Origin of the sequence: Wenzhouxiangella limi (genome assembly GCF_010499265.1) — a bacterium.
Lineage (GTDB): Bacteria > Pseudomonadota > Gammaproteobacteria > Xanthomonadales > Wenzhouxiangellaceae > Wenzhouxiangella > Wenzhouxiangella limi.
The window spans coordinates 23,232-49,470 of the sequence record NZ_JAAGSC010000041.1 but is presented as its reverse complement, the minus strand read 5'-3'; the positions used below and the strand labels follow the sequence as shown (position 1 = coordinate 49,470).

At 64.4% G+C, this 26,239-nt stretch carries 25 protein-coding genes and 1 riboswitch; of the genes, 6 read left to right on the top strand and 19 right to left on the bottom strand.

Annotation, left to right across the window (positions count from 1 at the left end):
* The 6 genes from G3I74_RS08950 to G3I74_RS08925 all read right to left on the bottom strand — a co-directional run.
* Window positions 1-437, bottom strand: a 437-nt coding sequence (locus G3I74_RS08950) for a methylated-DNA--[protein]-cysteine S-methyltransferase (RefSeq protein WP_239056803.1), incomplete at its 3' end; no start/stop codon positions are given.
* Window positions 438-563: 126 nt separating this feature from the next.
* The gene (locus tag G3I74_RS08945; RefSeq protein WP_164211256.1) at window positions 564-1,328 is read right to left on the bottom strand and encodes a choline/ethanolamine kinase family protein; all 765 of its coding nucleotides are present in this window, start codon (window positions 1,326-1,328) and stop codon (window positions 564-566) included.
* Entirely contained in the window at window positions 1,325-1,978 is a 654-nt protein-coding gene (gene pnuC / locus G3I74_RS08940) for a nicotinamide riboside transporter PnuC (protein ID WP_164211255.1), read from the bottom strand. The genes G3I74_RS08945 and pnuC overlap by 4 nt, the downstream gene beginning before the upstream one ends.
* 30 nt (window positions 1,979-2,008) lie before the next feature.
* Entirely contained in the window at window positions 2,009-4,129 is a 2,121-nt protein-coding gene (locus tag G3I74_RS08935) for a TonB-dependent receptor (protein WP_164211254.1), read from the bottom strand.
* Window positions 4,130-4,201: 72 nt separating this feature from the next.
* A riboswitch (TPP riboswitch) is annotated at window positions 4,202-4,304 on the bottom strand.
* A gap of 32 nt (window positions 4,305-4,336) precedes the next feature.
* Window positions 4,337-4,969, bottom strand: coding sequence for a response regulator transcription factor (locus G3I74_RS08930; protein WP_164211253.1), 633 nt, complete (start codon window positions 4,967-4,969; stop codon window positions 4,337-4,339).
* Window positions 4,966-6,117, bottom strand: a complete 1,152-nt coding sequence (locus G3I74_RS08925; protein WP_164211252.1) for a sensor histidine kinase — start codon at window positions 6,115-6,117, stop codon at window positions 4,966-4,968. The genes G3I74_RS08930 and G3I74_RS08925 overlap by 4 nt, the downstream gene beginning before the upstream one ends.
* A 151-nt stretch (window positions 6,118-6,268) precedes the next feature.
* Between G3I74_RS08925 and G3I74_RS08920 the strand changes: the two genes are divergently transcribed.
* Complete coding sequence (locus G3I74_RS08920; RefSeq protein ID WP_164211251.1) at window positions 6,269-6,979, top strand: hypothetical protein; 711 nt, start codon at window positions 6,269-6,271, stop codon at window positions 6,977-6,979.
* A gap of 25 nt (window positions 6,980-7,004) precedes the next feature.
* Here the strand turns inward: G3I74_RS08920 and G3I74_RS08915 are convergent, their stop codons facing one another.
* The 6 genes from G3I74_RS08915 to G3I74_RS08890 form a co-directional block, all read right to left on the bottom strand.
* A complete protein-coding gene (locus tag G3I74_RS08915; protein WP_203594647.1) occupies window positions 7,005-7,820 on the bottom strand; it encodes a BON domain-containing protein in 816 nt (271 codons plus the stop codon).
* Window positions 7,821-7,876: 56 nt separating this feature from the next.
* Window positions 7,877-8,041, bottom strand: coding sequence for a DUF1328 domain-containing protein (locus G3I74_RS08910; RefSeq protein WP_164211250.1), 165 nt, complete (start codon window positions 8,039-8,041; stop codon window positions 7,877-7,879).
* 228 nt (window positions 8,042-8,269) lie between these two features.
* On the bottom strand, window positions 8,270-9,139 hold the full coding sequence (locus G3I74_RS08905) for an NAD(P)H-binding protein (protein WP_164211249.1): 870 nt from the start codon (window positions 9,137-9,139) through the stop codon (window positions 8,270-8,272).
* A 319-nt stretch (window positions 9,140-9,458) separates the two neighbouring features.
* On the bottom strand, window positions 9,459-10,805 hold the full coding sequence (locus G3I74_RS08900) for a TrkH family potassium uptake protein (RefSeq protein WP_338063086.1): 1,347 nt from the start codon (window positions 10,803-10,805) through the stop codon (window positions 9,459-9,461).
* A 12-nt stretch (window positions 10,806-10,817) separates the two neighbouring features.
* A complete protein-coding gene (locus tag G3I74_RS08895; RefSeq protein WP_203594646.1) occupies window positions 10,818-11,486 on the bottom strand; it encodes a potassium channel family protein in 669 nt (222 codons plus the stop codon).
* A 177-nt stretch (window positions 11,487-11,663) separates the two neighbouring features.
* Window positions 11,664-12,233 carry an endonuclease dU gene (locus G3I74_RS08890; protein WP_164211248.1) on the bottom strand — a complete coding sequence of 190 codons (570 nt, stop codon included), beginning with the start codon at window positions 12,231-12,233 and terminating at the stop codon, window positions 11,664-11,666.
* Between the two features lie 144 nt (window positions 12,234-12,377).
* Here G3I74_RS08890 and G3I74_RS08885 point away from each other — a divergent pair, with 144 nt between their 5' ends.
* A complete protein-coding gene (locus G3I74_RS08885; RefSeq protein ID WP_164211247.1) occupies window positions 12,378-13,043 on the top strand; it encodes a hypothetical protein in 666 nt (221 codons plus the stop codon).
* A gap of 24 nt (window positions 13,044-13,067) precedes the next feature.
* On the opposite strand, the gene G3I74_RS08880 is transcribed toward G3I74_RS08885, so the two are convergent.
* Genes G3I74_RS08880 through G3I74_RS08865 form a run of 4 tightly spaced genes read right to left on the bottom strand, consistent with a single transcriptional unit; the run spans window position 13,068 to window position 16,024 of the window.
* Complete coding sequence (locus G3I74_RS08880) at window positions 13,068-13,439, bottom strand: DUF6164 family protein (RefSeq protein ID WP_164211246.1); 372 nt, start codon at window positions 13,437-13,439, stop codon at window positions 13,068-13,070.
* Window positions 13,439-14,860, bottom strand: coding sequence for a M28 family peptidase (locus G3I74_RS08875; protein WP_164211245.1), 1,422 nt, complete (start codon window positions 14,858-14,860; stop codon window positions 13,439-13,441). Before G3I74_RS08875 ends, G3I74_RS08880 begins: the two co-directional genes overlap by 1 nt.
* The gene (locus tag G3I74_RS08870) at window positions 14,857-15,462 is read right to left on the bottom strand and encodes a YhgN family NAAT transporter (RefSeq protein WP_164211244.1); all 606 of its coding nucleotides are present in this window, start codon (window positions 15,460-15,462) and stop codon (window positions 14,857-14,859) included. Before G3I74_RS08870 ends, G3I74_RS08875 begins: the two co-directional genes overlap by 4 nt.
* A 58-nt stretch (window positions 15,463-15,520) precedes the next feature.
* The gene (locus G3I74_RS08865; protein WP_164211243.1) at window positions 15,521-16,024 is read right to left on the bottom strand and encodes an RNA pyrophosphohydrolase; all 504 of its coding nucleotides are present in this window, start codon (window positions 16,022-16,024) and stop codon (window positions 15,521-15,523) included.
* Between the two features lie 90 nt (window positions 16,025-16,114).
* On the opposite strand from G3I74_RS08865, the gene G3I74_RS08860 reads away from it, so the two are divergent.
* The 3 genes from G3I74_RS08860 to G3I74_RS08850 all read left to right on the top strand — a co-directional run bounded on the left by G3I74_RS08860 (window position 16,115) and on the right by G3I74_RS08850 (window position 18,606).
* Window positions 16,115-17,068, top strand: a complete 954-nt coding sequence (locus tag G3I74_RS08860) for a FecCD family ABC transporter permease (RefSeq protein WP_164211242.1) — start codon at window positions 16,115-16,117, stop codon at window positions 17,066-17,068.
* Entirely contained in the window at window positions 17,068-17,868 is an 801-nt protein-coding gene (locus G3I74_RS08855; RefSeq protein WP_164211241.1) for an ABC transporter ATP-binding protein, read from the top strand. Before G3I74_RS08860 ends, G3I74_RS08855 begins: the two co-directional genes overlap by 1 nt.
* 150 nt (window positions 17,869-18,018) lie before the next feature.
* Entirely contained in the window at window positions 18,019-18,606 is a 588-nt protein-coding gene (locus G3I74_RS08850) for a hypothetical protein (RefSeq protein ID WP_164211240.1), read from the top strand.
* A gap of 98 nt (window positions 18,607-18,704) precedes the next feature.
* Here the strand turns inward: G3I74_RS08850 and G3I74_RS08845 are convergent, their stop codons facing one another.
* Together G3I74_RS08845 and G3I74_RS08840 are read right to left on the bottom strand one after the other, a co-directional pair.
* Window positions 18,705-19,736: an efflux RND transporter periplasmic adaptor subunit gene (locus G3I74_RS08845; RefSeq protein WP_164211239.1), complete on the bottom strand. Its 1,032-nt coding sequence runs from the start codon at window positions 19,734-19,736 to the stop codon at window positions 18,705-18,707.
* A gap of 11 nt (window positions 19,737-19,747) precedes the next feature.
* Window positions 19,748-22,813 (bottom strand): efflux RND transporter permease subunit, encoded by a 3,066-nt coding sequence (locus G3I74_RS08840; RefSeq protein ID WP_164211238.1) that lies wholly within the window; start codon window positions 22,811-22,813, stop codon window positions 19,748-19,750.
* A 207-nt stretch (window positions 22,814-23,020) separates the two neighbouring features.
* On the opposite strand from G3I74_RS08840, the gene G3I74_RS08835 reads away from it, so the two are divergent.
* Window positions 23,021-25,078: an EAL domain-containing protein gene (locus tag G3I74_RS08835; protein WP_164211237.1), complete on the top strand. Its 2,058-nt coding sequence runs from the start codon at window positions 23,021-23,023 to the stop codon at window positions 25,076-25,078.
* Here G3I74_RS08835 and G3I74_RS08830 read toward each other — a convergent pair.
* Entirely contained in the window at window positions 25,065-26,219 is a 1,155-nt protein-coding gene (locus tag G3I74_RS08830; protein WP_164211634.1) for a multifunctional CCA addition/repair protein, read from the bottom strand. The genes G3I74_RS08835 and G3I74_RS08830 overlap by 14 nt on opposite strands.
* Window positions 26,220-26,239 lie beyond the last annotated feature (20 nt).

Genomic DNA, 26,239 nt, shown 5'->3' with positions numbered 1-26,239 from the left:
CCGGCATAGCCGGTGAGCGCACCATTGCTGCCGATAACGCGATGACAGGGAACGATCAGGGCCCACGGGTTGCGCCCCACCGCCAGCCCCACGGCGCGTGCAGCAGACGGTCTGCCCAGCGCGCGGGCGATCTGGCCGTAGCTTGCCGACTGGCCGTAGGGAATGGAGCGCAGATATTCCCACACCGCGCGCTGAAACGCCGTGCCCTGCTGCGCGAGGGGCAGATCGAAATCGCTGAGCTCGCCGGCCAGGTAGGCCTGGATTTGGGACGCGGCTTCAGTCAGAAGATCGGTCGGGCGCCCGGATCCGCTGTCCGCCTCGACCGGGAAGTGCCGCTGGTACAGAAACCACGACCCCAGCAGACCGTCCCGACGTTGAGCGATCATCATCGTCCCCAGCGGAGTGTCGATGTTGATCCGGTTTTCACGGCCGCTCATTGGTCTTGCTCATTTTTGGTGTCCCTGCATCGGGGTACTTTGTTTGTTGCCGCCAAACCCTCCCGATTGTGCCGGAAAAAACCGGTTTTGATCAGCCCGCGGAAGCCAGGTCCGGAAAAACGGGGGTCAGCTCGTCCGGATCAAGCGCTCCCAAAGACCGTTGATCCATTCCATCATCTCGATGACGAACGGCTCACGCACGGCGGCTCGATCCACCGACCACAGGTCGATGTCCGGGTGCCCCGGCGCGGCGTACTCCCAGTCGATCAGGTACAGCCGGTCGCCGGTATCGATAATGTTGTCGGGAATCAGGTCGTGGTGGACCAGGCGCGCCGGCCAGGCTGCCTGGTCGAAGGTTCTCAGCCGCGGCTCAAACTCACGCCACGCGCGCTGCAGCGTGCCGTCGACCTCGCCCGCTTGGGCCAGCTGTCCCCAGTAGTGACATAAATAGCCGTGGTAGCTGCGGCGGGGCCCAGCCGGCACGATGCGGTGACAGCGCTTCAGGAGCGGCCAAAGCCTTGCGCGCTGGTCGGGGGATGCCAGGTCAGCGGGTGTCCAGACCCGGCCCGGCAGCCAGGGAAAGATCACAAAGCGCTGCCCGGGGTCCCAGTGCAAGAACGGCCGACCGATTGCAGCGTCGGCGGTCAAGGACAGGATTCGCCGCTCCTGCTCGCGATCAATGCCGAGACGAACGGGGTTCGGGTGGTTGACCCGCAGCAGCAGATCCTCGCTCAGCCCCGGCGCACGCAAGCGGTAATTGCAGTTGGTTCGACCCGATTGGATCCGTCCCAGCACGCGTGGTCGGGTGCGCAGCGGCAGCGTCCACTCGCGCCATGAATCGAGCAGTTCCTCGAGCCGAGCGGTCGACCCGTCGACCGACGACCCGTTCATTGTTTGTCAGTTACCGGGCCGGCGGCCGGCGCGGGGTCATGCCCATGGCGGCGATAGTCCCGATGCCAGCTGATCCAGCCTACAACCGAAATCACCAGGTAGGCCGCATGCAGCGCCGCCGTCAGCGCCATGCCGCGATCGAGAAACAAGACGATCGCCAGGCTGTTGATCACCATCCAGTAGGCCCAGTTTTCCAGTACTTTGCGCGCGACCATGAAGGTCGTCACCACCGCGCCCCAGGTGATGAAGGAATCCAGATACGGCCAGGCCGCGCCGGTGTGGCGCTCGAGAAAAAAGCCCGAGATCACCGCCAGCAGGACAATCAGGCCCAATGCCTGGGCATGTCGGCGCCAGCGCCAGCGCGTAATCGGCAGCGCGCCCTGGCCGCTGCTGCCATGGCGCCAGTGCCACCAGCCGTAAAGCGCCATGCCCATGTAGTAAATATTCAGCCCCGACTGCATCAGCAGCTGCACCTGCCAGAACAGCGCGGTAAAGATGGCCGTGCTGACCAAGGCGGCCACCCAGCACCACCGATTCTGGCGCACCGCCAGCAGCAGGTAGACCAGGGCAAGCAGCACCGCCGTGATCTCCCAGCCCGACAGGGTCCCCCAGCGCTGGACAAGCTGCTGGAACCAGCCCTCGGCGCTCATTCCGGCCCTCCTGGCGGCCCGGAGAGCAGGTCAGAAGACATAACTTGCCGAGACCCCGATCAGACGCGGTTCGCCGAACTGAAAGTAGGGCTCGACCGCGTAGCCCTTGCGCGGATCGTTGCCAAAGCCGCCGAAACCACGGACCTTGACCTCCTCGTCGGTGACGTTGCGGACCCAAAGCGCCAGGTCCCAGCTCGGACCTCGATAGCCCAAGCGGGCGTGAAACAGCTCGTAGGCGTCGGATCGGACCTCGTGCCGGCTGGAAAAGAAGTACGCGTCCTTGCCCTCGGCCTCCAGCCGCATATACCAGCGATCGGACAGATGAAAGACCGCTCCGATGCCGAACATGTAGCCGGGCGCCTGGGGCAGTTCGCGACCGTCCATGTCGAACGCCTCGCCGGTCCCCGGGTTGGCATCGACGTGGGAGAAGTTCAGGAAGTCGTCGAACTGCGAGTTCAACAGGCCCAGGCTGGCAAAGGCCTGCACCGAGCCGTGAATACGCCAGTCCAGTTCCGCTTCCAGGCCGTAGCTGCTTCCGGCCGTCGCATTGGCCTTGTACTCGATGAATTGGCAAGGGCAGTTTTCGCCTTCGATCGGCTTGACCAGCGCCTGCTCGGTCTGCACGTCGTCTCGGTCCTGGAAAAACACGGCGGCCTGTAATCCGACGCGGTTGTCCAGCCAGCGTGTCTTGAGCCCCAGCTCATAGTTCCAGAGTGTCTCGGTGGCGAACTCGCGGCGGTCGTCCGGAATGGCCGAATCGCTGTTGACCCCGCCGGCTTTGTAGCCGCGCGAAGCCAGCGCATACCAAAGTCCACCGCCGGGCGTGCGGTATTCCAGCGCCATTTTGCCGCCCCACATGTCCTCGTTGGGACGGAACGCCGCGCCGTCGCTATCGACATAGTCGACCTTGCGCTGCTCGTGGCGCAGTCCGGCGATCAGCTTGAGTCTGCCGGTCAAGGGGATATCAAGCTGACCGTACAAGGCACGGCTGTCGGTGTCATGGTCGAACAGGAAATCCTCTGCCTGGAACGTGTATTCGCGGCGCAGCGTCTGCTGCTGTGCACGGCTGTAGGCGCCGACGAGCCAGCCGAGCCGCCCGGGCTCGGCGCTGGACAGCGCCCGGACGTCGAGGGTCGTGTTGCGATCGCCGCGGATGTAATTGTCGAACGACGAATAGCCGGGTGCGGCACAGTCGAAGACATCGCAGAAGCCCTCGAAGCTCCAGTCCTCGTCATAGCCGTATTCCAGGTCGGCATCGGTGTGGCTGACCAGCGCCTCGATGCTGAACAAGCGATGGGCGCGCCAGCTGAGCCGGACCGACCCGGCCCGCGTTTCCTGGCGGTCATGGCCCGGTTCATCGGAGAAGGTCGTGCGGGTGTTGTCCAGAGAGAAGCCGTCGTAGCCGTTATCAACGTCCAGATACAGCCCGGTCAGGTCCACGCGCAGATCATCGCCCGGCTGCCAGCGCAGCTTGGTGCGCAGGGTCTGCTCATCGATATTCTGGACATCGTCGGTACCCAGGAAACCATTATCCTGGAATCCGTCACTGCGCTGACTGGCGTAGGCCAGCCGGTAGCCCAGGGTATCGCTGGCCGGTCCGGAGACCATGCCCTGGAACGCGCGCAGACCAAAATTGCCCGCGCTGGCTTCGGCCCGGCTGGAAAAAGCGCCGGTGGGGCTGCCCGAGACCATGTTGATCATGCCGGCCAGCGCGTTGGCGCCGAACAGCGTTCCCTGCGGTCCGCGCAGGATCTCGACCTGCTCGATATCCAGGGTCGTGGCCCCACCGCCCAGGCCGGTCATGTCGATGCCATCGACCAGCAGGCCGACCGAGGCGTTCATCGGCTCGACAAACTGGCTGCGCGAGCCGATACCGCGTATCTGGAAAAAGCGGCCGCGCGACGCGCCGCTGGCGAAATTGACGTTGGGCGCCAGGTTCAGCACGTGCTCCAGGTGCGAGGCACTGCGCTGACGGAGGGTCTCGGCATCCAACACGGTGGCGCTGGTGCCCAGATCAAACAGAGCGGACTGGCGGAAATCGGCCGTGACGACAATGCGGTCGTCGAGCGGTTCGGCTACAGGATCAGACTGGGCCGTTGCCGCCGCGGACACGGACAGCAACAGACCGCTCAGAAACAAGGTGTTTTTCATCGTGAGTCTCCGAATACAAGCCAATGGAGACCCGGAATGCACGGGGGAGGTGCCAAAACATCGGCTCGAGCCGGATGTTTTTCGTTCCTGTCCCTACGCCGGCATTAACCGGATCAGGTTCAACGGGTCCACCCAGCCGGGTGTCTCAGGCGAAATGCCGCCCCGAGGAAGCACCACGATTATAACCTTGCGCCTGCCAACAGGCGATTAGATGATTCTCAGGGTGATGGCTTTCAGCACGGCCCGGGTGCGATCGCGGGTTTCGAGCTTTTCGAGGATCTCGGAGACGTAATTCTTGACCGTGCCTTCGGCCAGGAAAATGGTATTGGCGATTTCGCGGTTGGAATAGCCGCCGGCCAGCAGGCGCAGAATCTCGATCTCGCGTGGGCTGAAGCCTTCCACCGGCACTCGATCGTCGCTGTAGGCATAGCGAGCGCGGACCACGCGCGAAGTCACCGGCTGCAGCACGGTTTCACCGCCGGCCACCCGGCGAATGACGTCTTCGAGTTCTTCGGGTGAGACATCCTTGAGCAGGAATCCTCGGGCCCCGGCTTCGGCGGCCTTGAGCGTCAACTCGGCGTCGTCAAACGTGGTCAGCAAGATCACCGGCAGATCGGGACGAACCTCCCCCAGCCGTCGGGTCAGCTCGATACCGTCCACGCCCGGCATGCGAATGTCGGAGAGCACCAGGTCCGGGCTTGTTGTCTCGATTTGGGCCAGCAGTTCCTCGCCACCCTCGGCCTCGGCCACAACCTCGATGCCGTCCAGGTCACGCAACAACGCCTTCAGGCCTTCTCGCACCAGGGCCTGATCGTCAGCCAGGGCAATGCGCAAGCTCATGGGACCGACTCCAGCGGCAGGCGAGCGGTCAGGCTGAGCCCGCCGCGTCTGGACGGCGCGAGCTCCAGATCGCCGCCGAGCTCAACCAGTCGCTCGCGCATGATCGACAGGCCGTTGCCCGGCGTCAGCGGCCAGTCAAGACGGCCGTCGTCTTCCAGGCACAGGCGCAGCTGATCGCCGTCGCGACCCAGTTCGAGCCAGGCGTGGCGGGCACGACCGTGGCGGGCGGCATTGGTCAGCCCTTCCTGGATCACCCGCAGCAGGGTCTCGGCCTGTTCAGCCCGGGGCACGCGCAGAGCGGGATCCAGGTTCAGCGCCACCGTCGGCGTGGGCAAGGGCTCGATCAGCTGCCGGATGCCCAGGGCCAGATCAATGCCGTCATTCTGGCGCAGCTGGCGGACCACGGCGCGCAGATCTTCCAGCAGGTCGCCGGCCAGGCTGGTGGCCTGGCGGAGCTCGCCGCTGGCGGCCAGACCGGGCTGTCGCGCCAGATGGTGCAGGTTGAGCTTGATCGCGGTGAGCTTGTGGCCGGCGACGTCATGAAGTTCGCGCGACAGGCGAAGGCGCTCCTGGTCACGCGCGGTCTCGCCAAGCAGGCTGCGGGTGGCCATCAGCTTGGCGTTGACCTCCCGCAATGCCTCGGCCGCCAGCTCGGCACGCCGGGCATAGTGAATGATCAGGGCGGCAAACGCCTGGAACGCGCCGAAAGTCATCACCTGGGTCAAGATCCAGTTCCATGCCCAACCCCAGCGAAAGTGCAGGATCAGGGCGAACATGACGTTGATCGCCAACAAGATCAGCAGCGCCCGACGCCCCGGAAAAATACTCACCACCATGGTGGCCAGCAGCACCAGGAGAATCGGCCCGGTATTGGTCCGGCCGAGCGTCAGCAAGCCCAGGGCACTGATCGCCAGTGCGGCCAGCCAGAAAACGGCCCGCCTTTGGTGTCCGGCCGTGTCGGTTATCAGCAGGGTCAACCAGACCACGACGAAGGCCAATAGCGCAACCTGGCCCGGCCAGCCCAGACCGTCGCCGGGCAAGCCGAGCAAACCGGTCACGGACACATAGACCCCGGCAATCGCCAGGTAGGACGCCATGGCCAGCGGCGAGATCAGCTCCGAGAAGTCGGAATTGGAAAGACGATTCATGACCCCTGTATAAACCGCGGAATCGCGGCGAACAAGCCGCATGGGCAATGTAATGACTTTCGGCACCCCGTTGACCTGACTTTTGGCACCTCATCAACCCACTCCGCGTCCAGGAAACTGGGCACCACATTCACCACGGAGCGACAAGCTGATGAATCTGGATACTGTGCTGACCCTGTTCGTTCTGCCGCACGTCGTCGCCGGCACCGTCGCCCTGGCGCTGTTCTGGATGGCCGCCGTCCTGCAAAAGGGCAGCCCGCTGCATCGCCGCGTCGGACAGGGCTACCTGCTCGCCATGCTGGCCATCATCCTCACCGCAATTCCGCTGGTGATCCTGACCTGGATGCGCGGCCATCCGGTCACGGCCATCTTTCTGGGCTATCTGACCTTGTTGATCGCGCTGACCTGCCGAAATGCCTGGTGCGCAATCCGTTTTCGGCGCGATCCGGCTCGATTTGCCGGACTGGACATGCAGGTGCTTGCAACCACCACCGGCCTGGCCGGCATTATCGTGGTGATCATGGGCCTGACCCGCCAGGCGTGGATTCTGGTGGCCTTCGGCATGATCGGGCCGCTGATACTGTTGCAGCTGGCAAAGCAGCGCCGGGCACGCAAACGCGGTCAGGCACTCGCTTCAAACTGGTGGCTGAAAGAGCACTACGGCGCCATGATCGCCAACGGCGTGGCCACCCACATCGCCTTCTTTCAGATCGGACTGATGCGGTTGCTGCCTGGCCTGGAGACCGCTTTGCTCCAGCAGATGGCGTGGTTCGGACCGTTGATGATCGCCTTGCTGGCCGGCAGGTGGCTGGACCGTCGCTACAGCCAGTGGCCGCGCGCCAGACAGACAGGCACCTCGTAAGGTGCCGGCGGCAGTTCATCACGGATCATGAATCGTCGGCAATCCGCAGCTGGTCTGCGTTGACTTCGCGCACGCCACGGATGTCGCTGGCCAGTTCAACGGCGAGTTCATGGGCCGCGTCATTGTCCACCTCGCCGTCCAGCGTCACGACCCCGTCGGTGGTATCGATACCAATGGAGCGAGCCGGCACGTTGCTGAAGATGAAGGTCGAACGGACCTTGGTGGTGATCCAACTATCCGAGACCACATCGCCAGCGTCGCGCGACGGATCACTGGCGTTGCCGGTCACGCGAATCCGGTTATCGACCGAGCGCACGCCATCGGTATTGCCGGCCAGGCGCTCGGCGAGTTCCTTGCTGGCCTCGCTGTCGGCCTCCCCTTCCAGGATGACGGCACTATCGCGCGTGGAAACCTCGATATCCAGTCCGCCGGTATTTTGATTCCACAACAATTTGGACTTGACCGAGGCGGTGGTTGTGGCGTCCTCGAAACGCTGGCGGAAACTGCGCCCCGCCGTTTCGCCTTCGCTGGCCTCGCCAGCAACCTGTATCCGATTGTCAACCTCGTCGATTCCATCGACATCCAGCGCGATCTCTCCGGCCAGGTCTTTCTGGACGCTTTCTTCAACCTGACCCATGAGGATCGCCCGCGATCGATCGACGTCCACATCGAAATCGAAAGTCGATAGATGGGCATTGAGCGCGTAGGCCATCAGGAGCCGGCCCTCGATCCGCGCTTCTGCGGCTTCGTCTGACATGTCACTGGCCGCCAACGATAGCGGCACAACCAACATGAGGATCAACACGCTCGCATGAATCAATCGTTGTGTCCGGGTTTTCATTGCGCTTCTCCTGTTCATCACTACGTCTTCTTGCCAGGGATCAGGAATCCATTTCGTCAAACAGGAGGGCGACGACCGCTGATGAAAAAGATCAGTGCGACAACAAGCCCGACCACAAATAAAACCCAGGCAATGCTGGAGGCGGTTCCGGCAACGCCGGAAAGCCCCAGCGCGCCGGCGATCAGCGCAACAATCAAAAAAATAAGCGCCCAACTCAACATAACGACTACCTCGCTTTTTTAAAAATGGTCACTTGAAACGGCACGCACCCGTTTTGGGCAACGATCGCTTCACGTACCTTCCATCCTAATGAAGCGCACAACTGGCTGTCGCCGAACAGGGAAAATCCGGAGTTTCAGCCCGTGCAGCAATAGAGAGGATGCTCTGCCTTCGTATCGTGCTTGACAACACCAGCGAAATCCATCGATGCCGAACCGGCAATGATGGCTTCAGGCAAGCGGATCGCGCGGCACGATACCGAGGTCGCCCAGTCTGGCGTTTTCTGGATCGGCGATCTTGTCGCTACGCATCAGTCTCACCTGGTCCGGGCTCAGCGGCGACTTCGGCAGGATTCTCGATGCCACCGCCAGCATAAGCGCGAGCCATTCAGGCAGAGCGAGCAGGCGACAGCGGATTTCAGCTCGATCGCGCAGGGCAGCGAGCAAATCAATATGGCGCCATACGCGCGGACCCGCTGCCTGCAGAATGTTGTCACGCGGTTTCTGGCCGCGCAGCAGCAACCGCAGAGCTTCGACCATGTCGTCGATATGCAAAGGCTGCACTCGCGTGCCGGGCCCAATCACCGGCAATACCGGCAATCGCCGCATCAGACCGAGCATGTCGCTGCGGAAGTGATCATGGGCACCGAACACCAGGCTCGGCCGCACGACAACGGCGCCGGGAAACGCATGCGCCACGCCCAGCTCACCCTCGGCCTTGGTCTGATCGGCCCATGCGCTCGCGTCGGGCGAAGCGCCTAGCGCCGAGAGATAGATAAAGCGGGCCACCCCCGCACGGCGGGCGCAGGCCGCGCTGGTTCGCGCGGCCCGCGCATGAATTTCTTCGAAATCCGATCGACGCCGGCCCTGAACGCGACCCGGCAGATAGACTGCAGCATCGGAATCGACCAGCGCCGCGCTCACCGCCCTGGGGTCGCGAACGTCGGCCGAGCGAGCGCTGACCCCGATCGGCAGATCGGCAGCCGTTTCAGCATGGCGCGACACCACGCGCACCAAGCTTCCTGCGGCCAGCAGGCGCCTGCTCAGGGCTCGGCCAATGAATCCCGTACCGCCCAGCAGCGTGATGCGCGCCGGGTTCATGGCCGGCCCAGTGGACTCACTCAGGCCGCCTGTTTTTGTTCAAACCAGTCTTTCGTGCCACCTTCGTAGTCATAAACCTTGCAGAACCCTTGTCTGCCATTGTCGGCTGACGCATTGCGTTCACAAGCTGGGACAGACTCAGGGACAGGAGTTCAATGGCCATGCAACGGCTTCAGGCCGATCAATCCCCTGTCCGTGCTCAGTCGGATCAGCGTCGATGCAAAACACCTGCGAACGCCTTTCACGAGCTGTTCGGGGCGCCATGCGCTTGTCCAGACCGATGGCGGTCAACAGCGGCCAGGGCCCGGCGCGCAGAAGATCAGCCGATATAGACCTCACCTGCCGGGTAGCGCACACGTGGCACGGTGCGGGTGGCCAGGAACAGGCCCAGGGCCAGCGGGCCAACGCGGCCGATGAACATCAGCGCCATCAGCGCGGTCTGACCCAGCGGGTCGAGCTCGGCGGTCACGCCGCGCGACAGGCCGACGGTGCCGAAAGCCGAGACCGCTTCGAACAAATAGTCGAGAAAGTCACCGCCGTTAGTCAGGGTGATAACGAACACCCCGAAGCCGACGGCCAGCAGCGCCAGCAGGCTGACCACCCACAGCTTCATGACCTGGGCATGGGCCAGGGTGCGGCCGAAGACGTCGAGCTCGGAGCGCCGACGCACAAACGCAGCCACGGCCAGCAGCAGCACGACCAGGGTGGTCAGCTTGATCCCGCCGGCGGTCGAAGTACTGCCGGCGCCGACGAACATCAGGCCCAGAAACAGCACCGAGGTCGAATCCCGCAGGCCTGAAATATCGACCGTGTTGAACCCGGCTGTGCGCGGGGTCACGGCCTGGAACCACGCTGCCATCCCGCGCTCCGTCCACCCGGCAAACTGGCCCAGGGTTTCGGGGTTGGTCCACTCCAGCGCAGCGACCGCCACGACACTCAGCGGCAAAATCACCGCCGTGCCGCTCAGCATCAGCCGGGTGTGCAGGGAAAACCCCTGCCAGCGTCGCTGCCGGTAGACGTCGGCGATGACGCTGAAGCCCAGCCCCCCGATCACGATCAGGACAGGAACGACCAGGTTCATCAGCGGATGCGTGGCCCAGCGCGACAGGCTGTCGGGGAAAAGACCAAAGCCGGCGTTGTTGAACGCGGAAACGGCGTGGAACAGGGCCTGCCACAGCCCTTCGCGCCAGCCGAACTCGGGCACGAAAATCACCGCCAGGGCGGCCGCGCCGAGCAGCTCGCAGGCCAGCACCACCCGAAAAATGACCCACACCAGCCACAGCAGGTGGGCCAGCGAGGTCTGGCTGAGCTCATCGCGCAGATAGACCCTGCCCTGCAGGCCCACCGACTGGCCCAGCATGGCCAGGACCAGGACCGCAAAGGTCATGATCCCCAGCCCGCCGAGCTGGATCAGCACCAGGATCACGGCCTGGCCGAAAACGGTGTAGGCAGAGCCGGTATCGACCACGACCAGGCCGGTCACCGTGACCGCCGAAACGGCGGTAAACAGCGCCTGTGACCAGTCCAGCGCCTGGGTCGAAGCGACCGGCAGCATCAGCAGCGCGGCGCCGCCCATCATCAACAGCGCGTACACCAGGGCCAGCACCAGCGGCGGCGGAATGCCGATACTGCGGTTGCCCTTGCCCGTTAGCCGCCCGGTGCGCACGCTAATCGCGCTTCAGATGCTTTCGGTGAACTTGAACAGGCTCTTGCGATGCCCCAGCAGCAGCAGTTTGTCGTCGCGCTGCAGGCGAACGTCGGCGTCGGCGCCGATGTAGTCCGGACCGCGCACCAGGCCCAGGCAACGGATCTCGAAACGATCTTGGAGCTTGAGGTCGGCCAGCGGATGATCGGCCAGCTTTTCCGGCACCGCGAAATCAACCACATGGGTGTGTTCGCCGACCCTGATGTAGTCGCGCACCTGCGGGTTGTGCAGCATCTGGGCGATGTGCCGGCCGACTTCCTGCTCGGGATGGATGACGCGGTCCACGTCAAGGCGGGTCAGGATGGCGTGGTGGACCCGGGTGCTGGCCTTCGCCCAGACTTCGGAAACGCCCAGCAGCTTGGTGTTCATGGCGGCAAGAATGTTGGCTTCCAGGTTCTTGATCGCCACCACCGCGACGTCGTACTGGTCCACCCCCGCCTCGCGCAGCGCGTCGGCATCCCGGGCATCGGCGATGACCGCCTCGCTTAAGCAATCGGCCAGTTCGTTGACGCGATCTTCGTCGGTGCAGATGCCGAGTACGTGGTTGCCGAAGCTGGCCAGTTCACGGGCCACCGTGCTGCCCAGGATATCCAGGCCGATAACGACGAACTTTCTCTTGCCGTGTCCCATATCGATCTCCATGTGGCGGTCTCTGCGAGCCTGCCCGGCGCCGGCGGCCCTGCATGCGCGCCTCGAGCAGAGGCCGTAAGAGCGCTTGATCCGGTTCCAGTGTAAGACATCGCCCTGATTTCCGGGCCCGAGACCCTCGGCCTTGACGCACGCGGCCGACGTTTGGGTCGCCAGGCGCCAGGGCGGTGCTCAAGCCCGCTGGCGGGATTCCCCAGTGGTCACGCCGCCGGCGATCAGATGGGCCGTGCGCAGCGGTTCGGGGAGCAGACCGGCCCGGGCGTGATGCCGGATCAGACAGCGCGCCTGGTCCGTGCTCAAGCCCGCGCGCTGGACCCAAAGCTTCGCCACCGGCTCCATCGGCCCGGCGCGTTCGATCAGGCGCCACTTGCGCGCGCCCCCCGGGACCTTGTGCAACAAGGCATCGCGAATCGCGTCCAGGTCCGGCGATTTGCGTGCCACCACCAGCACCGGCCGCTCCAACTCGGCGGCCAGCCGGTGAATGTCGATGACGTTGAAGCCGGCCACCGCAATGCCCTGCAGCATCACCGCCTCAAGTTGGGGCAAGAAACGGCAGCGACTCAACATGGCCGCGATCCGGTTGGTGGCATTGGCGCCGTCGCGCCGTACCGTTGCGCTGAGCACACCCTCCAGCCGGGCACCCGCAAACACCGCACCCACGATCATCACGTCGCCGCGGTGGTTGCGCGCGAAGGGCGCATCGTCAATGCCAACGACGTGATGGAAGTTCAGCGCGCTCATTCCGTGAAACCGATATCCGATATTGCGATCTGCCCGGCAAGCCGCAGTGCAGAGAAAACCCGACCGATTTGGGGCGCTCTCGCGGCAGGCCGTGGCCGCTGCCTGCTAGGCTGTGATCGAATCGTCCGCCACAGGAGTCGCGGCATGACCGACCATCGTTCGCACCAGCGCCGGATTGAGGCCCTGCTTGCCCGCCACGGCCAGACCTATTGTGAGCAACTGGGCATCGAGGTCGAGAACAACACCCCGGCCGCCCTGTTTCAGGCATTGTGCCTGGCCTTGCTGTTCAGCGCCCGAATCAGCGCCGATCTCGCCGTTCAGGCCATGCGCGCCCTCCTCGACCAGGGCTGGACAACGCCGGCCAAACTGGCCGCCGCACCATGGGCCAGGCGGGTCCAGACGCTCAACCAGGCCGGCTATGCCCGTTTCGATGAACGCACCTCGACCATGCTCGAAGACACCGCGCGGCGGCTGGTCGACCAATACGGCGGCGATTTGCGGCGCCTGCGCTCGGCCGGCGAGCACAAACCGGCCGCCGAGCGCCGCCTGCTCACCGAATTCAAGGGGATTGGCGATGTCGGCGTCGACATCTTCTTTCGCGAAGCCCAGACCGCGTGGCCGGAACTGGCGCCGTTCGCCGACAAAAAAGCGCTGCAAGGGGCCCGCCGACTCGGCCTGCCCGACAGCGCCGAGGCCCTTTCGGAGCTGGTCGAGAAGTCCGAGTTTCCGCGTCTGATCACCGGCCTGGTGCGGATGGAGCTGGCCGAAGATGCCGCTGAAGTGGCCAAGGCCGCCGACAAGGCACGCTGAGTGCGTTGGCGGCCGGCTGCGAGCCTACCCGCTGCGGCCCAGCTGAACGACCGGCGCGAAGAAAATCATCAGGATGAAGCCGGCCAGCGCCAGGTAGACGACGGTGCGCACGGGATGACGGTACAGGGTGGTCCAGAAGGTTTCGGCGCGGCCCTCCCTGCGGGCCTGGTCCAGTTCCGCGCGCACGCGCAGACTGCGTTGGGCCTGATAGTCGTCCAGCAGCGCCCGGGCGCGCGGATAGTCTTCCTCGTCACGCAGCCAGATACCGCCCGCGCTGACGCCGAACGAACCGGGCGGGGTCGAGTAATGCTCGATGCCGTGCTCGTCCATCAGTTCGGCCACTTCGTGGGCTTCCTCATCACTGACGTGGCGCAGATTGAGCAGTTGCCTGGCCATCACTCAGCGGCGCGCGCCGCCTCCTCATCCAACAGCGTTTCACCGGAACCAAAGTCGATCGGGGACTGGGCTGAAAGCCAGGCCAGCACGGCATAAGCGGCCGCGTTCTGGGCCAGTTCTTCGGGATTGATCTTGTCCAGGGTGTCGTTTTCGGTATGGTGGTAGTCGAAGTAATGCAGGCCGTCCTGGCGCAGGTCGATGGCGGCCATGCCGTAGGGCGCGGCCGGGATAAAGTCCGGGCCGCCGGAGGCGCGGCGATCGCCCAGCTCGATGCCCAGCGGAGCAAGCTCGGCCTGTATGGCCTTGATCACCGGCCAGGCCTGGTCGCTGACGCGCGCGGCAATCTCGTAGATCGGTCCGGCACCGAAATCGGACTCGGCGCCGACCTGGATATTGTGGAAATTGTCGGCGTTGGCCTCGGCCCAGGCCCGGCCGCCCCACAGTCCGATTTCCTCGGCCGCGAAGTAGATGATCTGGATGGAGCGATCAGGGCGCTGCTCGAGGTCCAGGATCAGGCGCCCGGCCTCGGTGACGATGGCGATGCCGGCGCCGTCGTCGAGCGCGCCGGTGCCCACGTCCCAGGAATCCAGGTGCGCGCCCAGAGCGACGATCTGTTCCGGGTATTTCGAACCGGTGATCTCGGCGATGACGTTGTGCGAGGTATAGGCCTCGATGAACTCGGCATCGACCTCGATCTCGGCCCGAACCGGCTCGCCCATGGCGATCAGGCGCTCCAGGCGATCGGCGTCGGGATTGGAGATGGCCACGGCGGGCAGCGCCCGGGTATCGGCGTCGAAACGCTGGGTTCCGGTGTGGGCAAAGCGGTTCGAAGAGGTTCCGATGGAGCGGATCATCAGGGCCAGTCCGCCCTTGGAAGCCGCCACCCGCGCCCCGATCGAGCGCGCCTGCACGGCGGGACCGTAGCCGGAGCCATCACGCGCGGCGCGCATACGATTGCGGATGAACACGATTCGACCCTTGACCTCGGCCGGCTCGGCGGCCTCCAGGGCGGCGAGATCATCGAACATGACGACTTCGCCCTCCAGTCCGCCAGCCGGTGTGGCCGGAGAGAAACCGAGCGCCAGGGTGACCATGTCGAAGGCCACCGGCTCGGTAATCTGCGCCCGCTCCAGGTTGCGGTGCCAGGTCGGGAAGGTCGCAGGCTCCAGCCAGACCCGATCGAAACCCATCTCCGTCAGCAATCGCTCGGCCCAGGCGACGGCGCGCGGATCGGCCTCGCTGCCGGCCAGACGCGGGCCGATGCGGGTGGTCAGGTCGGCCACGATTTCATAACCGCCGTCACCGGCCAGGGCCTGCTCGCGCAGCTCGCGGGCGACCGCCAGATCGTCCGCACTAAAGATATCGGCCACCGCCGGGACGGTCAGCAAAGCGGACAAGCACAAAAGTATCCAGAATCTCATGAAATGGCTCTCACTCCGAGGAATTGGCCGACGCCTTCCAGAAACATCTGCACGGAAATGGCGACCAGCAGCATGCCCATCAGGCGTTCGGTGGCGATCAGTCCGCGCTGTCCCAGCAATCGCTTGAGTAACGGGGCGGCCAACAAAATCACCGCGGTTGCCCCCCAGGCCAGCAGCACCGCCACCGTCCAGATCGCGAGTCGTCCCGGCTCGCCGGTGGCCAGCAGCAGCAGGATCGCCATCGCGCTGGGCCCGGCAATCATGGGAACCGCCAGCGGCACGAGGAAAGGCTCGTCGTGGTCATCGTCGTAGTCGTCGCGCATCGAGCGCGGCACCGGAAAGATCATTTTCACCGCGATCAGAAACAGGATAATGCCGCCTGCCACGCTGATCGAGGCCTCGCTCAAGCCCAGAAACGCCAGCACGTACTTGCCTGCAAACAGAAACAGCAGCAGCAGGATCAGGGCCAGGATCAGCTCGCGAATCAGCACGCGGTAGCGGCGTTCTGCCGGCACCTTGTCGAGCACCGCCAGAAAGATGGGGATGTTGCCCAGCGGGTCCATGACCACGAACAGCAAAATAGCGGCGCCGATCAGATCCATCCGGTCAAGCTACTCCAGGATTCAAGGTTCGAAATACAAGGCGAGAACGAGCAGAAGCCTAGCCGCCGTTCACGTCCGCTTTGTTGGCCATATTCGGCAGTAGCGGTTCGAAATGCTTCAGCGCGCGCGCATAGACCCGACGCTTGAACGAAATCACGTTGCGCGCCGGGTACCAGAAGTCCACCCAACGAAAGAGGTCGAACTCAGGATGATCGACGGCGTCGAGTCGAAAAACGGCGTCATCGGCCAGAAAGTGTAGCAGGAACCAGACCTGCTTCTGGCCGATGCAGACCGGCCGCTGATGGCGCCTGCGATAACGTCGGGGCAGCCGGTAACGCAGCCAGCCGGGGGTGGCACCGAGCACGCGAACGTGTTCCGGCAGCAAACCGGTCTCTTCGCCGAGTTCGCGGTACATCGCCTCGATCGGCGTTTCATCTGTGTTCATGCCGCCTTGCGGGAATTGCCAGCCGTCCTGCCCGGCCCGCCGGGCCCAGAACACTCGACCATCATCCCGCGCCAGCACGATGCCCACGTTGGGGCGAAAACCGTCCGGGTCGATCATTGTTATCGCTTGTCGCGAACCGGCTGTGATACCGTGCCGCAAAATAGAATCTACCCGAATGGTAATCAATTCCCGCCCCGATTGTCAGCCATGCGTCACCCTGCCCTCTGGCTTGCCCTGATCGCGCTGGTACCGGCCAGCCTGTTGCTCGCGGTCTGCTGGGGTAGCTCGGGCTGGGCCTGGCCGTGGGAAGCGGATGCGGCCATGACCCGCGTGGTGCTGGAACTGCGCCTGCCGCGGGCGATGGCCGCGCTGGTGACCGGGTGCCTGCTGGCTGTGGCCGGTTGCCTGATGCAGGTGCTGCTGCGCAACCCGCTGGCCGACCCTTATGTGCTCGGGCTGTCCGGGGGCGCGGCCGTGTTTGCCTTGCTGGGCATGACCCTGGGACTGAGCTTTCTGCCGGTGCCCCTACTGGCTTTCGCTGGTGCATTGCTGACCATGATCGTGGTCTTCGTGCTGGCGCGCGGCAGCGGACCCTGGAGCACGACCCGGGTGCTGCTGACCGGCGTGGTGCTGGCCAGCGGCTGGGGCGCGCTGATCTCGCTGATTCTGGCGCTGGGTCCGGATGCCTCGCTCCGAAGCATGCTGTTCTGGCTCATGGGTGACCTGAGCTATGCCAGCCTGTCGACCTGGTGGCTGCTGCCGCTGGCGCTGGGCCTGGGGCTTTTGTGGCTGCGCGCGCGCAGCCTCAACGTCATGGCCGGCGGTCAGCTGCAGGCGGCGCTGCTGGGGGAAGCCACCCGCCAGCGATTCTGGGAAATTTATGTAGCCGCTTCCCTGCTGACCGCGCTGGCGGTATCGCTGGCCGGGGCCATCGGCTTCATCGGCCTGATCGTGCCCCACCTGATGCGCCTGATCGTGGGCTCGGATCATCGCCGGCTGCTGCCCGCCGCGGCGCTGTTCGGCGGCGCGTTTCTGGTCGTCGCCGACACGATCGCGCGCAGCGCCTTCGGACCACGCCAGATGCCGGTCGGCGTCCTGACGGCGCTGATCGGCGTGCCGCTGTTCCTGCTCCTGCTCCATCGGGCCGTCAAAATTCGCTGATGGGTGCCAGCGCTGACAACACCCTGCTCGAGGCCAAGGGCCTTTCGGTCAGCATCGGCCAGGTCCGGGTCGCTGAAGATCTCTCGCTGGCCGTGCGCCCCGGTGAATTCTGGGGTTTGCTGGGTCCAAACGGTGTCGGCAAGACCACGCTGCTCAGGACCCTGGCCGGACTTCATCCGGCCGCCAGCGGCGAGATCCGTCTGGACGGGCAGGCGCTGGTCGCGCAACCACGTCGGGCGATTGCCCGACGACTGGGCATGCTCACCCAGCACACCCGTTACGCCTTCGATGCCAGCTGCGAGGAAACCGCCCTGGTCGGTCGCCATCCCTACCTGAAAGCCTGGTCGCGCGAGTCAGGCGCCGACCGGGCGATGGCGCGTCAGGCCCTGACCGATCTCGGTCTGCTTGAGTTGGCCGACCGCAGTTGCATGGAACTATCCGGCGGCGAATCCCGAAGGCTGGCCCTGGCGACCCTGCTGGTCCAGGATCCGAAGGTCCTGCTGCTCGACGAACCAACCAATCACCTGGACCCCGCCAACCAGGTCGGGATCCTCGACGTGCTCGTCGGTCGCGTTCGAGCGCAAAACAAGGGCGCGATCATGGCCTTGCATGAGGTCAACCTGGCGACCTGCTACTGCACCCATATTGTCTTGTTGTATGGTCGCGGAGAATGGTCCGCCGGACCGACCGAACAATTGCTGACCGCCGAGAATCTGAGTCGGCTCTACGGCTGCCGCGTGCGGCTGGTCGACGATGGTCGGCAAACAGTCTTCGCCGTTGCCGGAGGAAAAGGATATTGATCAGGTCGTCGCCACTGGCGACCGGTGCGGCAATCAGCCCGGAACAAAACAGTCAATAAATACGAATCATTTGTATTTAAGAACCATTCTATGATAGCTTGCAGCCTTGAGCCGGAAACATCCGTACCGGCACAGCCTCAAGGAATGCAAATGCTTTGGTCTCAAAGATCTTCAGCGCCTGCCGAACAGGTCATCCTCACACGGGCCGACCCGCGCCTGCGCCGCACGCTCAGCGAGCGCTTGAGCACCGCCTCGGTCTGCGATATCGAGCGCCTGAGCTGGGTCTACTGGCTGTTGCGTACTCGCCAGCCCCGGAAGGTCCTGATGAACGGTCACAGCGACGACGGCGTCCTGCTGATGGCTGCGGCAGCCGTAAGCATTGGTCAGACTGGCCGCATCCACGCCGCCGGGCAGCGACCTCGGGAGCACACCCTCAAGCTGCTGGCCGATGCCGGTCTGGACTGGGTGCTACGTCGACAGTCGCTCACAGTCGACGCCGAGATCGGAACCGGCTTCGATGCCGCCGTGGTTTGCGGCGCCCAGTGGAGCGATGACGTCCTGTCGACCACCCGGCGTCTGAGCGCCGGCGCGCTTATCATTGCCCTGGGTGATCCAGGCACGCAAGAGCAGATGAATTCGACCTGCGCTGAAATGCTGCAATCCGAGCCGGCGCTGGAAAGCCTGATGCTCTCGCCCCTAGCGATGCCGGTGATCACCATGATCTGGCGGGGAAATTGAACCCATGGCCCGCGATGGGCCAGCGCTGCGAAACGTCGTGCCTCGAGGACGACAGACCGTCGCAGGGCGGACGCGCCGGCCGCTCGCTGGGGGTGTGATTAACCCTGAACGCTGACTTCCTGCCCAGGCCGCAGGCGCTCGTTGCCACGAATGACGACCCGATCACCGGCCTGAATCGGGCCGGAGACCTCGATCCAGTCGCCGGCGCCAATGCCGGTCGTGACCCGGATGCGGCGCGCGGTGTTGTCTTCGTCGACGATGAACACGGCGATGCCGTCACCGCGCAGCACCAGCGCATCGCGCGGCACGGCCAGTACCTCGCGAACGTTTGCCGTCGGGACGGTGACCCTGACGGTCTGGCCGACCGGCAAGGATTCGGCCAGGTCCAGCCTCAGCTCGAAGACGTGGCGGGATTCGTCGCCGACGCTGACCACGGTGCGAACCGGCGCGATCAGCTCTTCGTCTGCGAAGTTCAGCCCGAGCTCATCTCCCGGCTCGACGTAGCGGTAATAGCTCAGGGGCGCGCGAGCCACGACTTCCAGACTGGCCGGATCCACCAGGCGAACCACGCGGGTGCCGACCGCGACCCGTTCGCCGGCCTGAGCCACCCGTTCAACAACAACACCGGGAAACGGCGCGGTGATTCGAGTGCGCTCCAGCTGATCTTCAATCTGCTCCAGGCGACTGCGCACAACGGTCAGATCGCTGGTCGCCACGTCACGCTCGGAACGGGTCTGTTCGATTTGGCTGACGGCGGCCAGGTTGGTTTCGGCCAGGCGCTCGAAGCGAACCAGTTCCGCCTCGAGAAACCGCAGCCGAGCCTGGGCGCGAGTGATTTCGGCGGCCAGCTCCTGAGCCCGCAGGCGCAGCGGGGTGTCCTCGATGCGCGCGATCACGTCGCCGGCCTCGACCCGCGTTCCCACGTCAGCCACCTCGATCAGGCGGCCTTCGACCTCGGCCGCCAAGGAGGCGTCCGAACGCGAGACCACCGTGCCGGCGACCTGCATGGTCGGCGCCATCATGGTGACCCGCGCCTCGCTCAGTTCCACCGGCGAGGCGCCGCCGAACTGGGCCTGAGCCACCGGCACCAGCAACGCCAGCAGCGTCAAAACTTGCACAAACATTTTCATACCGAACGTCCTCATGCCGGGACCACTTCCGAAGCAGGTGCCCGAACGTTTTCTTCGTTGACCCGCAACAGGCTGGGCAACAGGATCAGGGTGAACAAGGTGCTCAGCGCCATGCCGCCGACGATCACGGCAGCCAGCCCGCGGTAGAGCTCGGTGCCGGCACCCGGCAGCAGCAGCAGCGGCAGCATGCCGAACAGGCTGGTAAAGGTACTCATCAGGATCGGTCGCAGGCGCAGGCGCACCGCCGTCTCCACCGCCTCGCGGCGGGTCAGGCCGTCGCGCTCCCCATCGCGCGCTCGATAGACCAGCAGGATGGCGTTGTTGACCACCAGTCCCAGAAGGATCACGAAGCCGATCATGGTCAGCATGTCCATCGCCTGGCCGGTCAGCATGCCGGTAATGCGCAAGGCAATAATGCCGCCGACCGTCGCCATCGGAATGGTCATGAGCACAAGGATGGAATCCCGGAACGATCTGAACAGGGCCGAGATCAGCAGGTAGAGAATCACGATCGCCAGCAGGAAGCTGCCGCCGAGTGCGCGCAGCGTCTCGCCCAGCGCCTCGGCCGTGCCGCGGTAGGTGATGACGCCGTCGGCCGGCAAGGCCGCACGCAGCTGCGGGTCGACTTCCGCGCGCAGGGTCTCCAGGGCGGTTTCCATCGGGATTCCCGAGGGCGGCGTGACCTGCAAGGACAAGGTTCGCCTGCGATCGACGCGTCGAATCTGGTTCGGCCCCGCCGTCATTTCCAGGCGCGTCAGCTCGCCCAGCGTGGCAATGCGACCCGACGGGGTATGCAGTGGCATACCCATCAGCTCTTCGGGTGTGAGCCACTCTTCGCCGCGCAGAATCACGTCCAGCCGTCGATCGCCGTCGAAGTAGTCTCCCAGAAAAGCGCCACTGCCCAGCGCCCTCGTCAGCGTGGCCACATCGCTCCGGGTCCACCCCAGCTCGGCGATACGGCGATCATCGGGGACCAGGCGCAGTTCGGGTTCGGCGAGTTCCAGTCCCGGTTGCGGCCGCACCGTCGCACCGGGCAGCACGTCCTGGATCAGCCGGAAACCGATCTGGCCGGCCTCCAGCAGTTCCTCGAAATCAGCGGCCTGCAGATCGACATCGATGCGTCGGCTGCCGCGCCCACCGAAGATGGGTGAACGGTTGGCGCGGCCGAAGGTGTCCGGAAACCCGGTCAGGATTTCCTGGTTGACGACCTCGACCAGGCGATCGACATCCTCGTCGCGCTCGGCACGAATCCCGAAAAAGGCTCCGGTGCCGAAAAACCCGAGAAAGCTGTTGCGGATTTTCGGTTCCTTCTCACCTTCCAGGTACGGAATCAGGCGCTGGTTGATGACGTCGACGAGCTCCTCTTCGGCCGTATCCGGGCCAATGCCCGAGGGAGTCTGGATAAAGCCGAAAATGAAGTTGCGCTGGCCCTCAGGCAGATAGTCGGCCGGGGGCAACAGCAGCGCGCCGATCAGCAGCGGGATCACGGTCAGGCCGCCGATCCAGCTCCAGCGCCGCTTTGGGGTGTCGGTCAGGCGCATGATGAAGCCGGTCGCCGCCTGCCACCAGTTCGCCTTGCGGTCGACGAGCTCGGCGTTGCCCAGCAACCGGTAGCTGGCCGCCGGCAGGACCAGAATCGCAACCAGCAAGGAACAGATGATGGCGGCAGAGATGACCACCGCCAGGTCGGCGAACAGCTGTCCGGCCTCGTCCTGCAGAAAGATCACCGGGACAAAGATGGCGACCGTGGTCGCCGTCGAAGCCAGCAGGGCACCGTAGACCTGACCGGTCCCCCGGTCGGCCGCCTCCAGCGGGGCGCGACCCATTTCGCGCTGGCGGACGATGTTTTCCAGTACCACGATGGCGGCATCGAGCACCATGCCGACGGCAAACGCCAGCCCGGCCAGCGATATGACGTTGAGGGTGCGGCCGGCCCCGTCGAGCACCAGGAAGGCGAAACACAGGCACAGCGGTATGGCCAGCGCGACCATCAGCGTGGCGCGCATCTTGCGGAAGAACCACCACAGCACCACGATGGCCAGGCCCATGCCCAGCAACAGGTTGGTGGCCACCATCGATATCGACTGGCGAATGTAGATGGTATCGTCGGAGACCTGGGTAATGGACAGCCCGGCCGGTTCAATGTGGGTCTGGCGCAGCTCCTCGATCGCCGCTTTCAGGTCTGCCATGACCTCCAGCACGTTGACCCCGGGCTCGGCGATCACGTTCATGGCAATCGACGGGCCACCGTTCTGGGTCATCACGCCGCTGGAATCGCGCATGGTGCGTTCGACCCGGGCGACGTCGCGGAGAAACACCGGACTGCCGTCACGCCAGTCCAGGACCAGGTTTTCCAGGTCGGCGACCTCGTACTGGCCGGCAAAGCGCAGCGTGAACTGACGTCGCCCAACCTCCTGGAAACCACCGGACACATCGGCATTCTGGCCCAGCCGCTGCCCGATGCGGGTCAGATCGACGCCGATGGCAGCGGCGCGGAAGGGATCGAAGGTGACGCGGATTTCGAAAGGCCGCCCGCCGCGCGGGTTGGCCGAAGACACGCCCGGGATGCGCTCCAGGCGTTCACGCACAACCTCATCGACGAAATCCTGATATTCGATGATCGGCCGGTTGTTTTCGGGCATCGGCCGGATCGCGAACCAGGCGATGGTGTCTCCGAACTGATCGGAGCCGACGCGCACCGTCGGTTCGCTGGCGTCTGCCGGATAGCGCGGCACCTGGTTGAGCCGGTTGATGACTTCGATCAGCGCGCGGTTCAAATCGACGTTGACGTCAAACTCGAGATTGATCGAGGCCCTGCCCTGGCGCGCGGTCGAGGTCATGCGCTGCAGGCCGGGAACGTCGCGCAGCTGGTCTTCCTGCGGTTCGAGAATTTCCGACTCCACCTCGGTCGGCGCAGCCGCTCGCCAGCCGGTGCTGATGCTGATCGTCGGGCGGTCGATATCGGGCGTGAGCTGAATCGGCAATCGGTTCAGACTGATCAGGCCGAAAATCACGAGCAGGATGCAACCCACGGCGACCGCCACAGGGTTGCCCAGCCCAAGGCGGGTCAAAGGCACGGGAACTCTCCACTTCCGAAGCGGGCGAAGAATATCAGAACGCGGTCATCGGCGCGTCAACGACTTTTGTGAAGAAAGGACCTGATGTCGATTCGACAAATTGCCGCTTGGCGCCTGATTCCGGTAGCATGCGGGCATTGTCCGATCCAAGAAAAACGCCAGTGTCTGCCAATCATCCTCGTCGTCCATGCAGCGCGCGGACCGCCCGTGACCCCTTCTGAGTTCGTCATTGCCACGTTGCTGGTGCAGGGACTGGCTGCGCTGGTTCTCGCCGGGCTACTGTGGATGTTCCTGCGCTCGCTGGAACACCATTTTCTGCGCCAGCTCGCCCTGGCCTTTACCGCCCTGAGTCTCCATCTTGGGCTGTCAGCGGTCAATCTGGTTCTGACGACCAACGAAGCCGATCTCTTCGGTGCTCACGAAGCACTCCTCTTTGCCGAAACCATTTCGCTGCTGGCTTTTTTAACCTGGCTGGTGATCGGCATGCAAAGTGCCCTGAAGCAGCAGCCGCTGGCACCTCGGACCGAACGCCTCCTGGTGAGCGCGACCGTGCTCTTCGGCACAGCATTGGGGGGAGGCCGGCTTTTAGTGGCCGACGACCCGCTGCTGGCGAACCTTTTCCGGGTCTCGGTCCCCTATGGCATTGCTGCGATTGTTTTCCTCTGGCTTGGCTGGCAAATGAACCAGGTCAGACACCGCTTTCCAGCTCTGATCAGTCCGGTCCTGGGAACGGCAGCGTCTGTTGTCGCGGGCCTGCTCATGCTCTATTCGAGTGTCCTGAACATCACGTCCGATGCCAGCGTCCGGCCTTTGTTTCATATCCCTTTTCTGTCGCTGATCAGCCTGATGAGCCTCACTTTCATCGGTCTGAGCATCGTCATCTGGCTGCTGGAAAACGAACAGGAACGGGCCCGTACAGCGAAGGTCAAGGCCTTGTCGGCAGAACAACGGCTTTTGTACTTCCGCACACACGACGCGGCCACAGGACTGCCGAACCAGCGCCAGGTAGAGAACCTGCTCAGCCAGGAAATCCTCCGTACCCGCGCCAGCAAGGATCGTCGCGTGGCCGTACTTGCGCTGGGCATCCATCGATTCAAAGCCGTCAGCGAAGCGGTGGGCTGGCACCACACCGAAGACATGATGCGTGACCTGACCCGCCGCATCCGCGAAAAGCTGCCCGAGCGTTTCATTCTGGGAAGAACCGGAGAACGCGACTTCATCATTCTGATGCCCAACATCCGGCGCCGCGAAGACGCTGTCGGACACGCCGAGAAAATCCTGGCCCGTTTGCGCCTGCCGTTTCATCACGGTGCACAGGAGTTCTTTCTTAGCGTCAGCGGCGGCATGAGCATTGGACCGGATCATAGCGACGACGCTGCCGTACTGCTCACCCAGGCCCATCGAGCCCAGCTGCAGTCGCCTCCCGAGGCCAGAGAGTTGATGTTACACCGGACTTCCAGCATGGATTCGGGACCAGGTGATCTGGTCCATCGCGAAACGGAGCTGCGTCAGGCCTGCCGGGAAGGCCAGTTTGTCCTGCATTTCCAGCCACTCATCAGCATCCGCAAACGCAGCATTGCCGGCTTCGAGGCGCTCTTGCGCTGGCATCATCCGACGCAGGGCATCCTGGGCCCGGATCATTTCCTGCAGGATGCCGCTTCACTGGGCGTGCTGGACGAATTGGAAGATCAGATCTTCGCCCAGGCCATGGACCAGCTCGCCGAGTGGCATGGCGATCTTGCACTGGCCCCGGTCAGCGTATCGATCAATGTCTCGGCCGAGCGCTTTCAGCAGCCGACCCTAACGGATAAACTGGTCGAGATGTGCCGCACCCGCGGCATCAGCCCGGGTTACGTGGACGTGGAGCTCACCGAGGCCGCCGCGATCACCGATTTCGAGGCCGGCCTGGACACCGTCCAGCGGCTGCGCGAGCAGGGCATCAAGGTCAGCCTCGACGACTTCGGCACCGGCTACAGTTCGCTGGCGCATCTGCAGCGGCTGCGGGTCGACTACGTCAAGCTGGACCGCAGCTTCGTCCAGGGCATCGAGCACGATGAACAGCAACTGGCCCTGACCCGCGCGATCGTGGAGCTGATTCACAGCCTCAACATGAAAGTGCTGGCCGAGGGGGTAGAGACCCGCGGCCAGCTCGGTCACCTTATCCAATGCCGGGTCGACTTTGTTCAAGGCTATCTGCTTGGCCGTCCGCAACCGGCCGAGGCTTATCACGATTTACTGGAACATAGATACATCAGCACTTTTTGACCTCACCCCCGGGCAGCACATCGGCAATTCGCGCCGTTCGCTTCCGCCGCAGTGCCTCGGCCATTTCCTGACCCCGCAAACCCGTTCGGGCCAGGGCCCCGGCGTCCACGGCGCGCGCCTCCGCGGCCGCCCTGCGCCACATCTCCGCCTGGGGATAGCTGCTGGCCTGCGCGTCGGAGCCCGCCGTAAAGTCCGCCTCGCAAGCCAGCAGAAAGCTCTGCAGACGTTCCGGTCGCCGGAAAACGTCGAGCTGTCCGAGCACTGACAGAACGCGGTCGGCATCCAGGCGTGCCACTTCGTGAGCCTTTGATCGGAGCTGCCCGAAAGCTTCGGCCAGCTCGCGACAGGCGGCGGGAACGCGCAAGCGCTGACACAGCGCCCGAATCGAGCCGCCGTCCTCTGCCGTGCGGCCGACCAGCACCGCAAACCGCACCGGCAGTTCGGCCCCAAGCTCGGCTGCACGGTCCAGGACCCTGAGCACGCGCCGTCCCGTTCCGGCTCCGTCGAACAGGGCGTCGACCTCGGGCAGGATGACGGCCAGCGCGCCGACCTCACGCAACACGTCGATAAAGCGCGACGGCGGCTCGTGCATCAGAGCCCGGCTCATTTCCTGCCATACGCGCTCAGCGACCAGGTGCTCGACCTCGCCGCTTGCAACCATTTCGCGGCAGAGCTCGAGGGTTCGCGGGGCGATCTCGAAGTGACCAAAGCGGGTCGCAAAACGGGCCAGACGGAGGATGCGCACGGGATCTTCGCGGAAGGCTTCAGAAACATGTCGCAGGCGGCCGGCCTGCAGATCCAGACGTCCGTTGAACGGATCGATCAGGCGTCCATCCTGAGCCAGGGCCATGGCGTTGATGGTCAGATCCCGGCGGGCCAGATCTTCTTCCAGGCTGACCCCGGAGCCGGTGCGGAACACGAAACCGCGATAACCCCGACCCTGCTTGCGTTCGGTTCTTGCCAGGGCATATTCTTCCCCGGTTTCGGGGTGCAGAAAGACCGGAAAGTCGCGACCGACCGGCCGGAATCCCCGATCCTCGAGCTCTTGTGGTCCGACGCCAACAACCACGAAGTCGCGATCGCCGGCCGGCAGTCCGAGCAAACGGTCGCGCACCGAACCTCCGACCTGGTATACCTCCAGGCCTTCAAGACGCCGATCGC

Bases quoted from the DNA above. Each gene is read 5' to 3' on its own strand.
- G3I74_RS08915 (WP_203594647.1), bottom strand. From the start codon at position 7,820: ATGAAAACCCGGACACAACGATTGATTCATGCGAGCGTGTTGATCCTC.
- G3I74_RS08855 (WP_164211241.1), top strand. From the start codon at position 17,068: ATGGGTGCCAGCGCTGACAACACCCTGCTCGAGGCCAAGGGCCTTTCG.
- G3I74_RS08865 (WP_164211243.1), bottom strand. From the start codon at position 16,024: ATGATCGACCCGGACGGTTTTCGCCCCAACGTGGGCATCGTGCTGGCG.
- G3I74_RS08860 (WP_164211242.1), top strand. From the start codon at position 16,115: ATGCGTCACCCTGCCCTCTGGCTTGCCCTGATCGCGCTGGTACCGGCC.
- G3I74_RS08925 (WP_164211252.1), bottom strand. From the start codon at position 6,117: ATGAATCGTCTTTCCAATTCCGACTTCTCGGAGCTGATCTCGCCGCTG.
- G3I74_RS08845 (WP_164211239.1), bottom strand. From the start codon at position 19,736: ATGAAAATGTTTGTGCAAGTTTTGACGCTGCTGGCGTTGCTGGTGCCG.
- G3I74_RS08920 (WP_164211251.1), top strand. From the start codon at position 6,269: ATGAATCTGGATACTGTGCTGACCCTGTTCGTTCTGCCGCACGTCGTC.
- G3I74_RS08890 (WP_164211248.1), bottom strand. From the start codon at position 12,233: ATGAGCGCGCTGAACTTCCATCACGTCGTTGGCATTGACGATGCGCCC.
- G3I74_RS08875 (WP_164211245.1), bottom strand. From the start codon at position 14,860: ATGAGATTCTGGATACTTTTGTGCTTGTCCGCTTTGCTGACCGTCCCG.
- G3I74_RS08850 (WP_164211240.1), top strand. From the start codon at position 18,019: ATGCTTTGGTCTCAAAGATCTTCAGCGCCTGCCGAACAGGTCATCCTC.
- G3I74_RS08910 (WP_164211250.1), bottom strand. From the start codon at position 8,041: ATGTTGAGTTGGGCGCTTATTTTTTTGATTGTTGCGCTGATCGCCGGC.
- pnuC (WP_164211255.1), bottom strand. From the start codon at position 1,978: ATGAGCGCCGAGGGCTGGTTCCAGCAGCTTGTCCAGCGCTGGGGGACC.
- G3I74_RS08935 (WP_164211254.1), bottom strand. From the start codon at position 4,129: ATGAAAAACACCTTGTTTCTGAGCGGTCTGTTGCTGTCCGTGTCCGCG.
- G3I74_RS08880 (WP_164211246.1), bottom strand. From the start codon at position 13,439: ATGGCCAGGCAACTGCTCAATCTGCGCCACGTCAGTGATGAGGAAGCC.
- G3I74_RS08930 (WP_164211253.1), bottom strand. From the start codon at position 4,969: ATGAGCTTGCGCATTGCCCTGGCTGACGATCAGGCCCTGGTGCGAGAA.
- G3I74_RS08870 (WP_164211244.1), bottom strand. From the start codon at position 15,462: ATGGATCTGATCGGCGCCGCTATTTTGCTGTTCGTGGTCATGGACCCG.
- G3I74_RS08945 (WP_164211256.1), bottom strand. From the start codon at position 1,328: ATGAACGGGTCGTCGGTCGACGGGTCGACCGCTCGGCTCGAGGAACTG.
- G3I74_RS08905 (WP_164211249.1), bottom strand. From the start codon at position 9,139: ATGAACCCGGCGCGCATCACGCTGCTGGGCGGTACGGGATTCATTGGC.
- G3I74_RS08885 (WP_164211247.1), top strand. From the start codon at position 12,378: ATGACCGACCATCGTTCGCACCAGCGCCGGATTGAGGCCCTGCTTGCC.
- G3I74_RS08895 (WP_203594646.1), bottom strand. From the start codon at position 11,486: ATGGAGATCGATATGGGACACGGCAAGAGAAAGTTCGTCGTTATCGGC.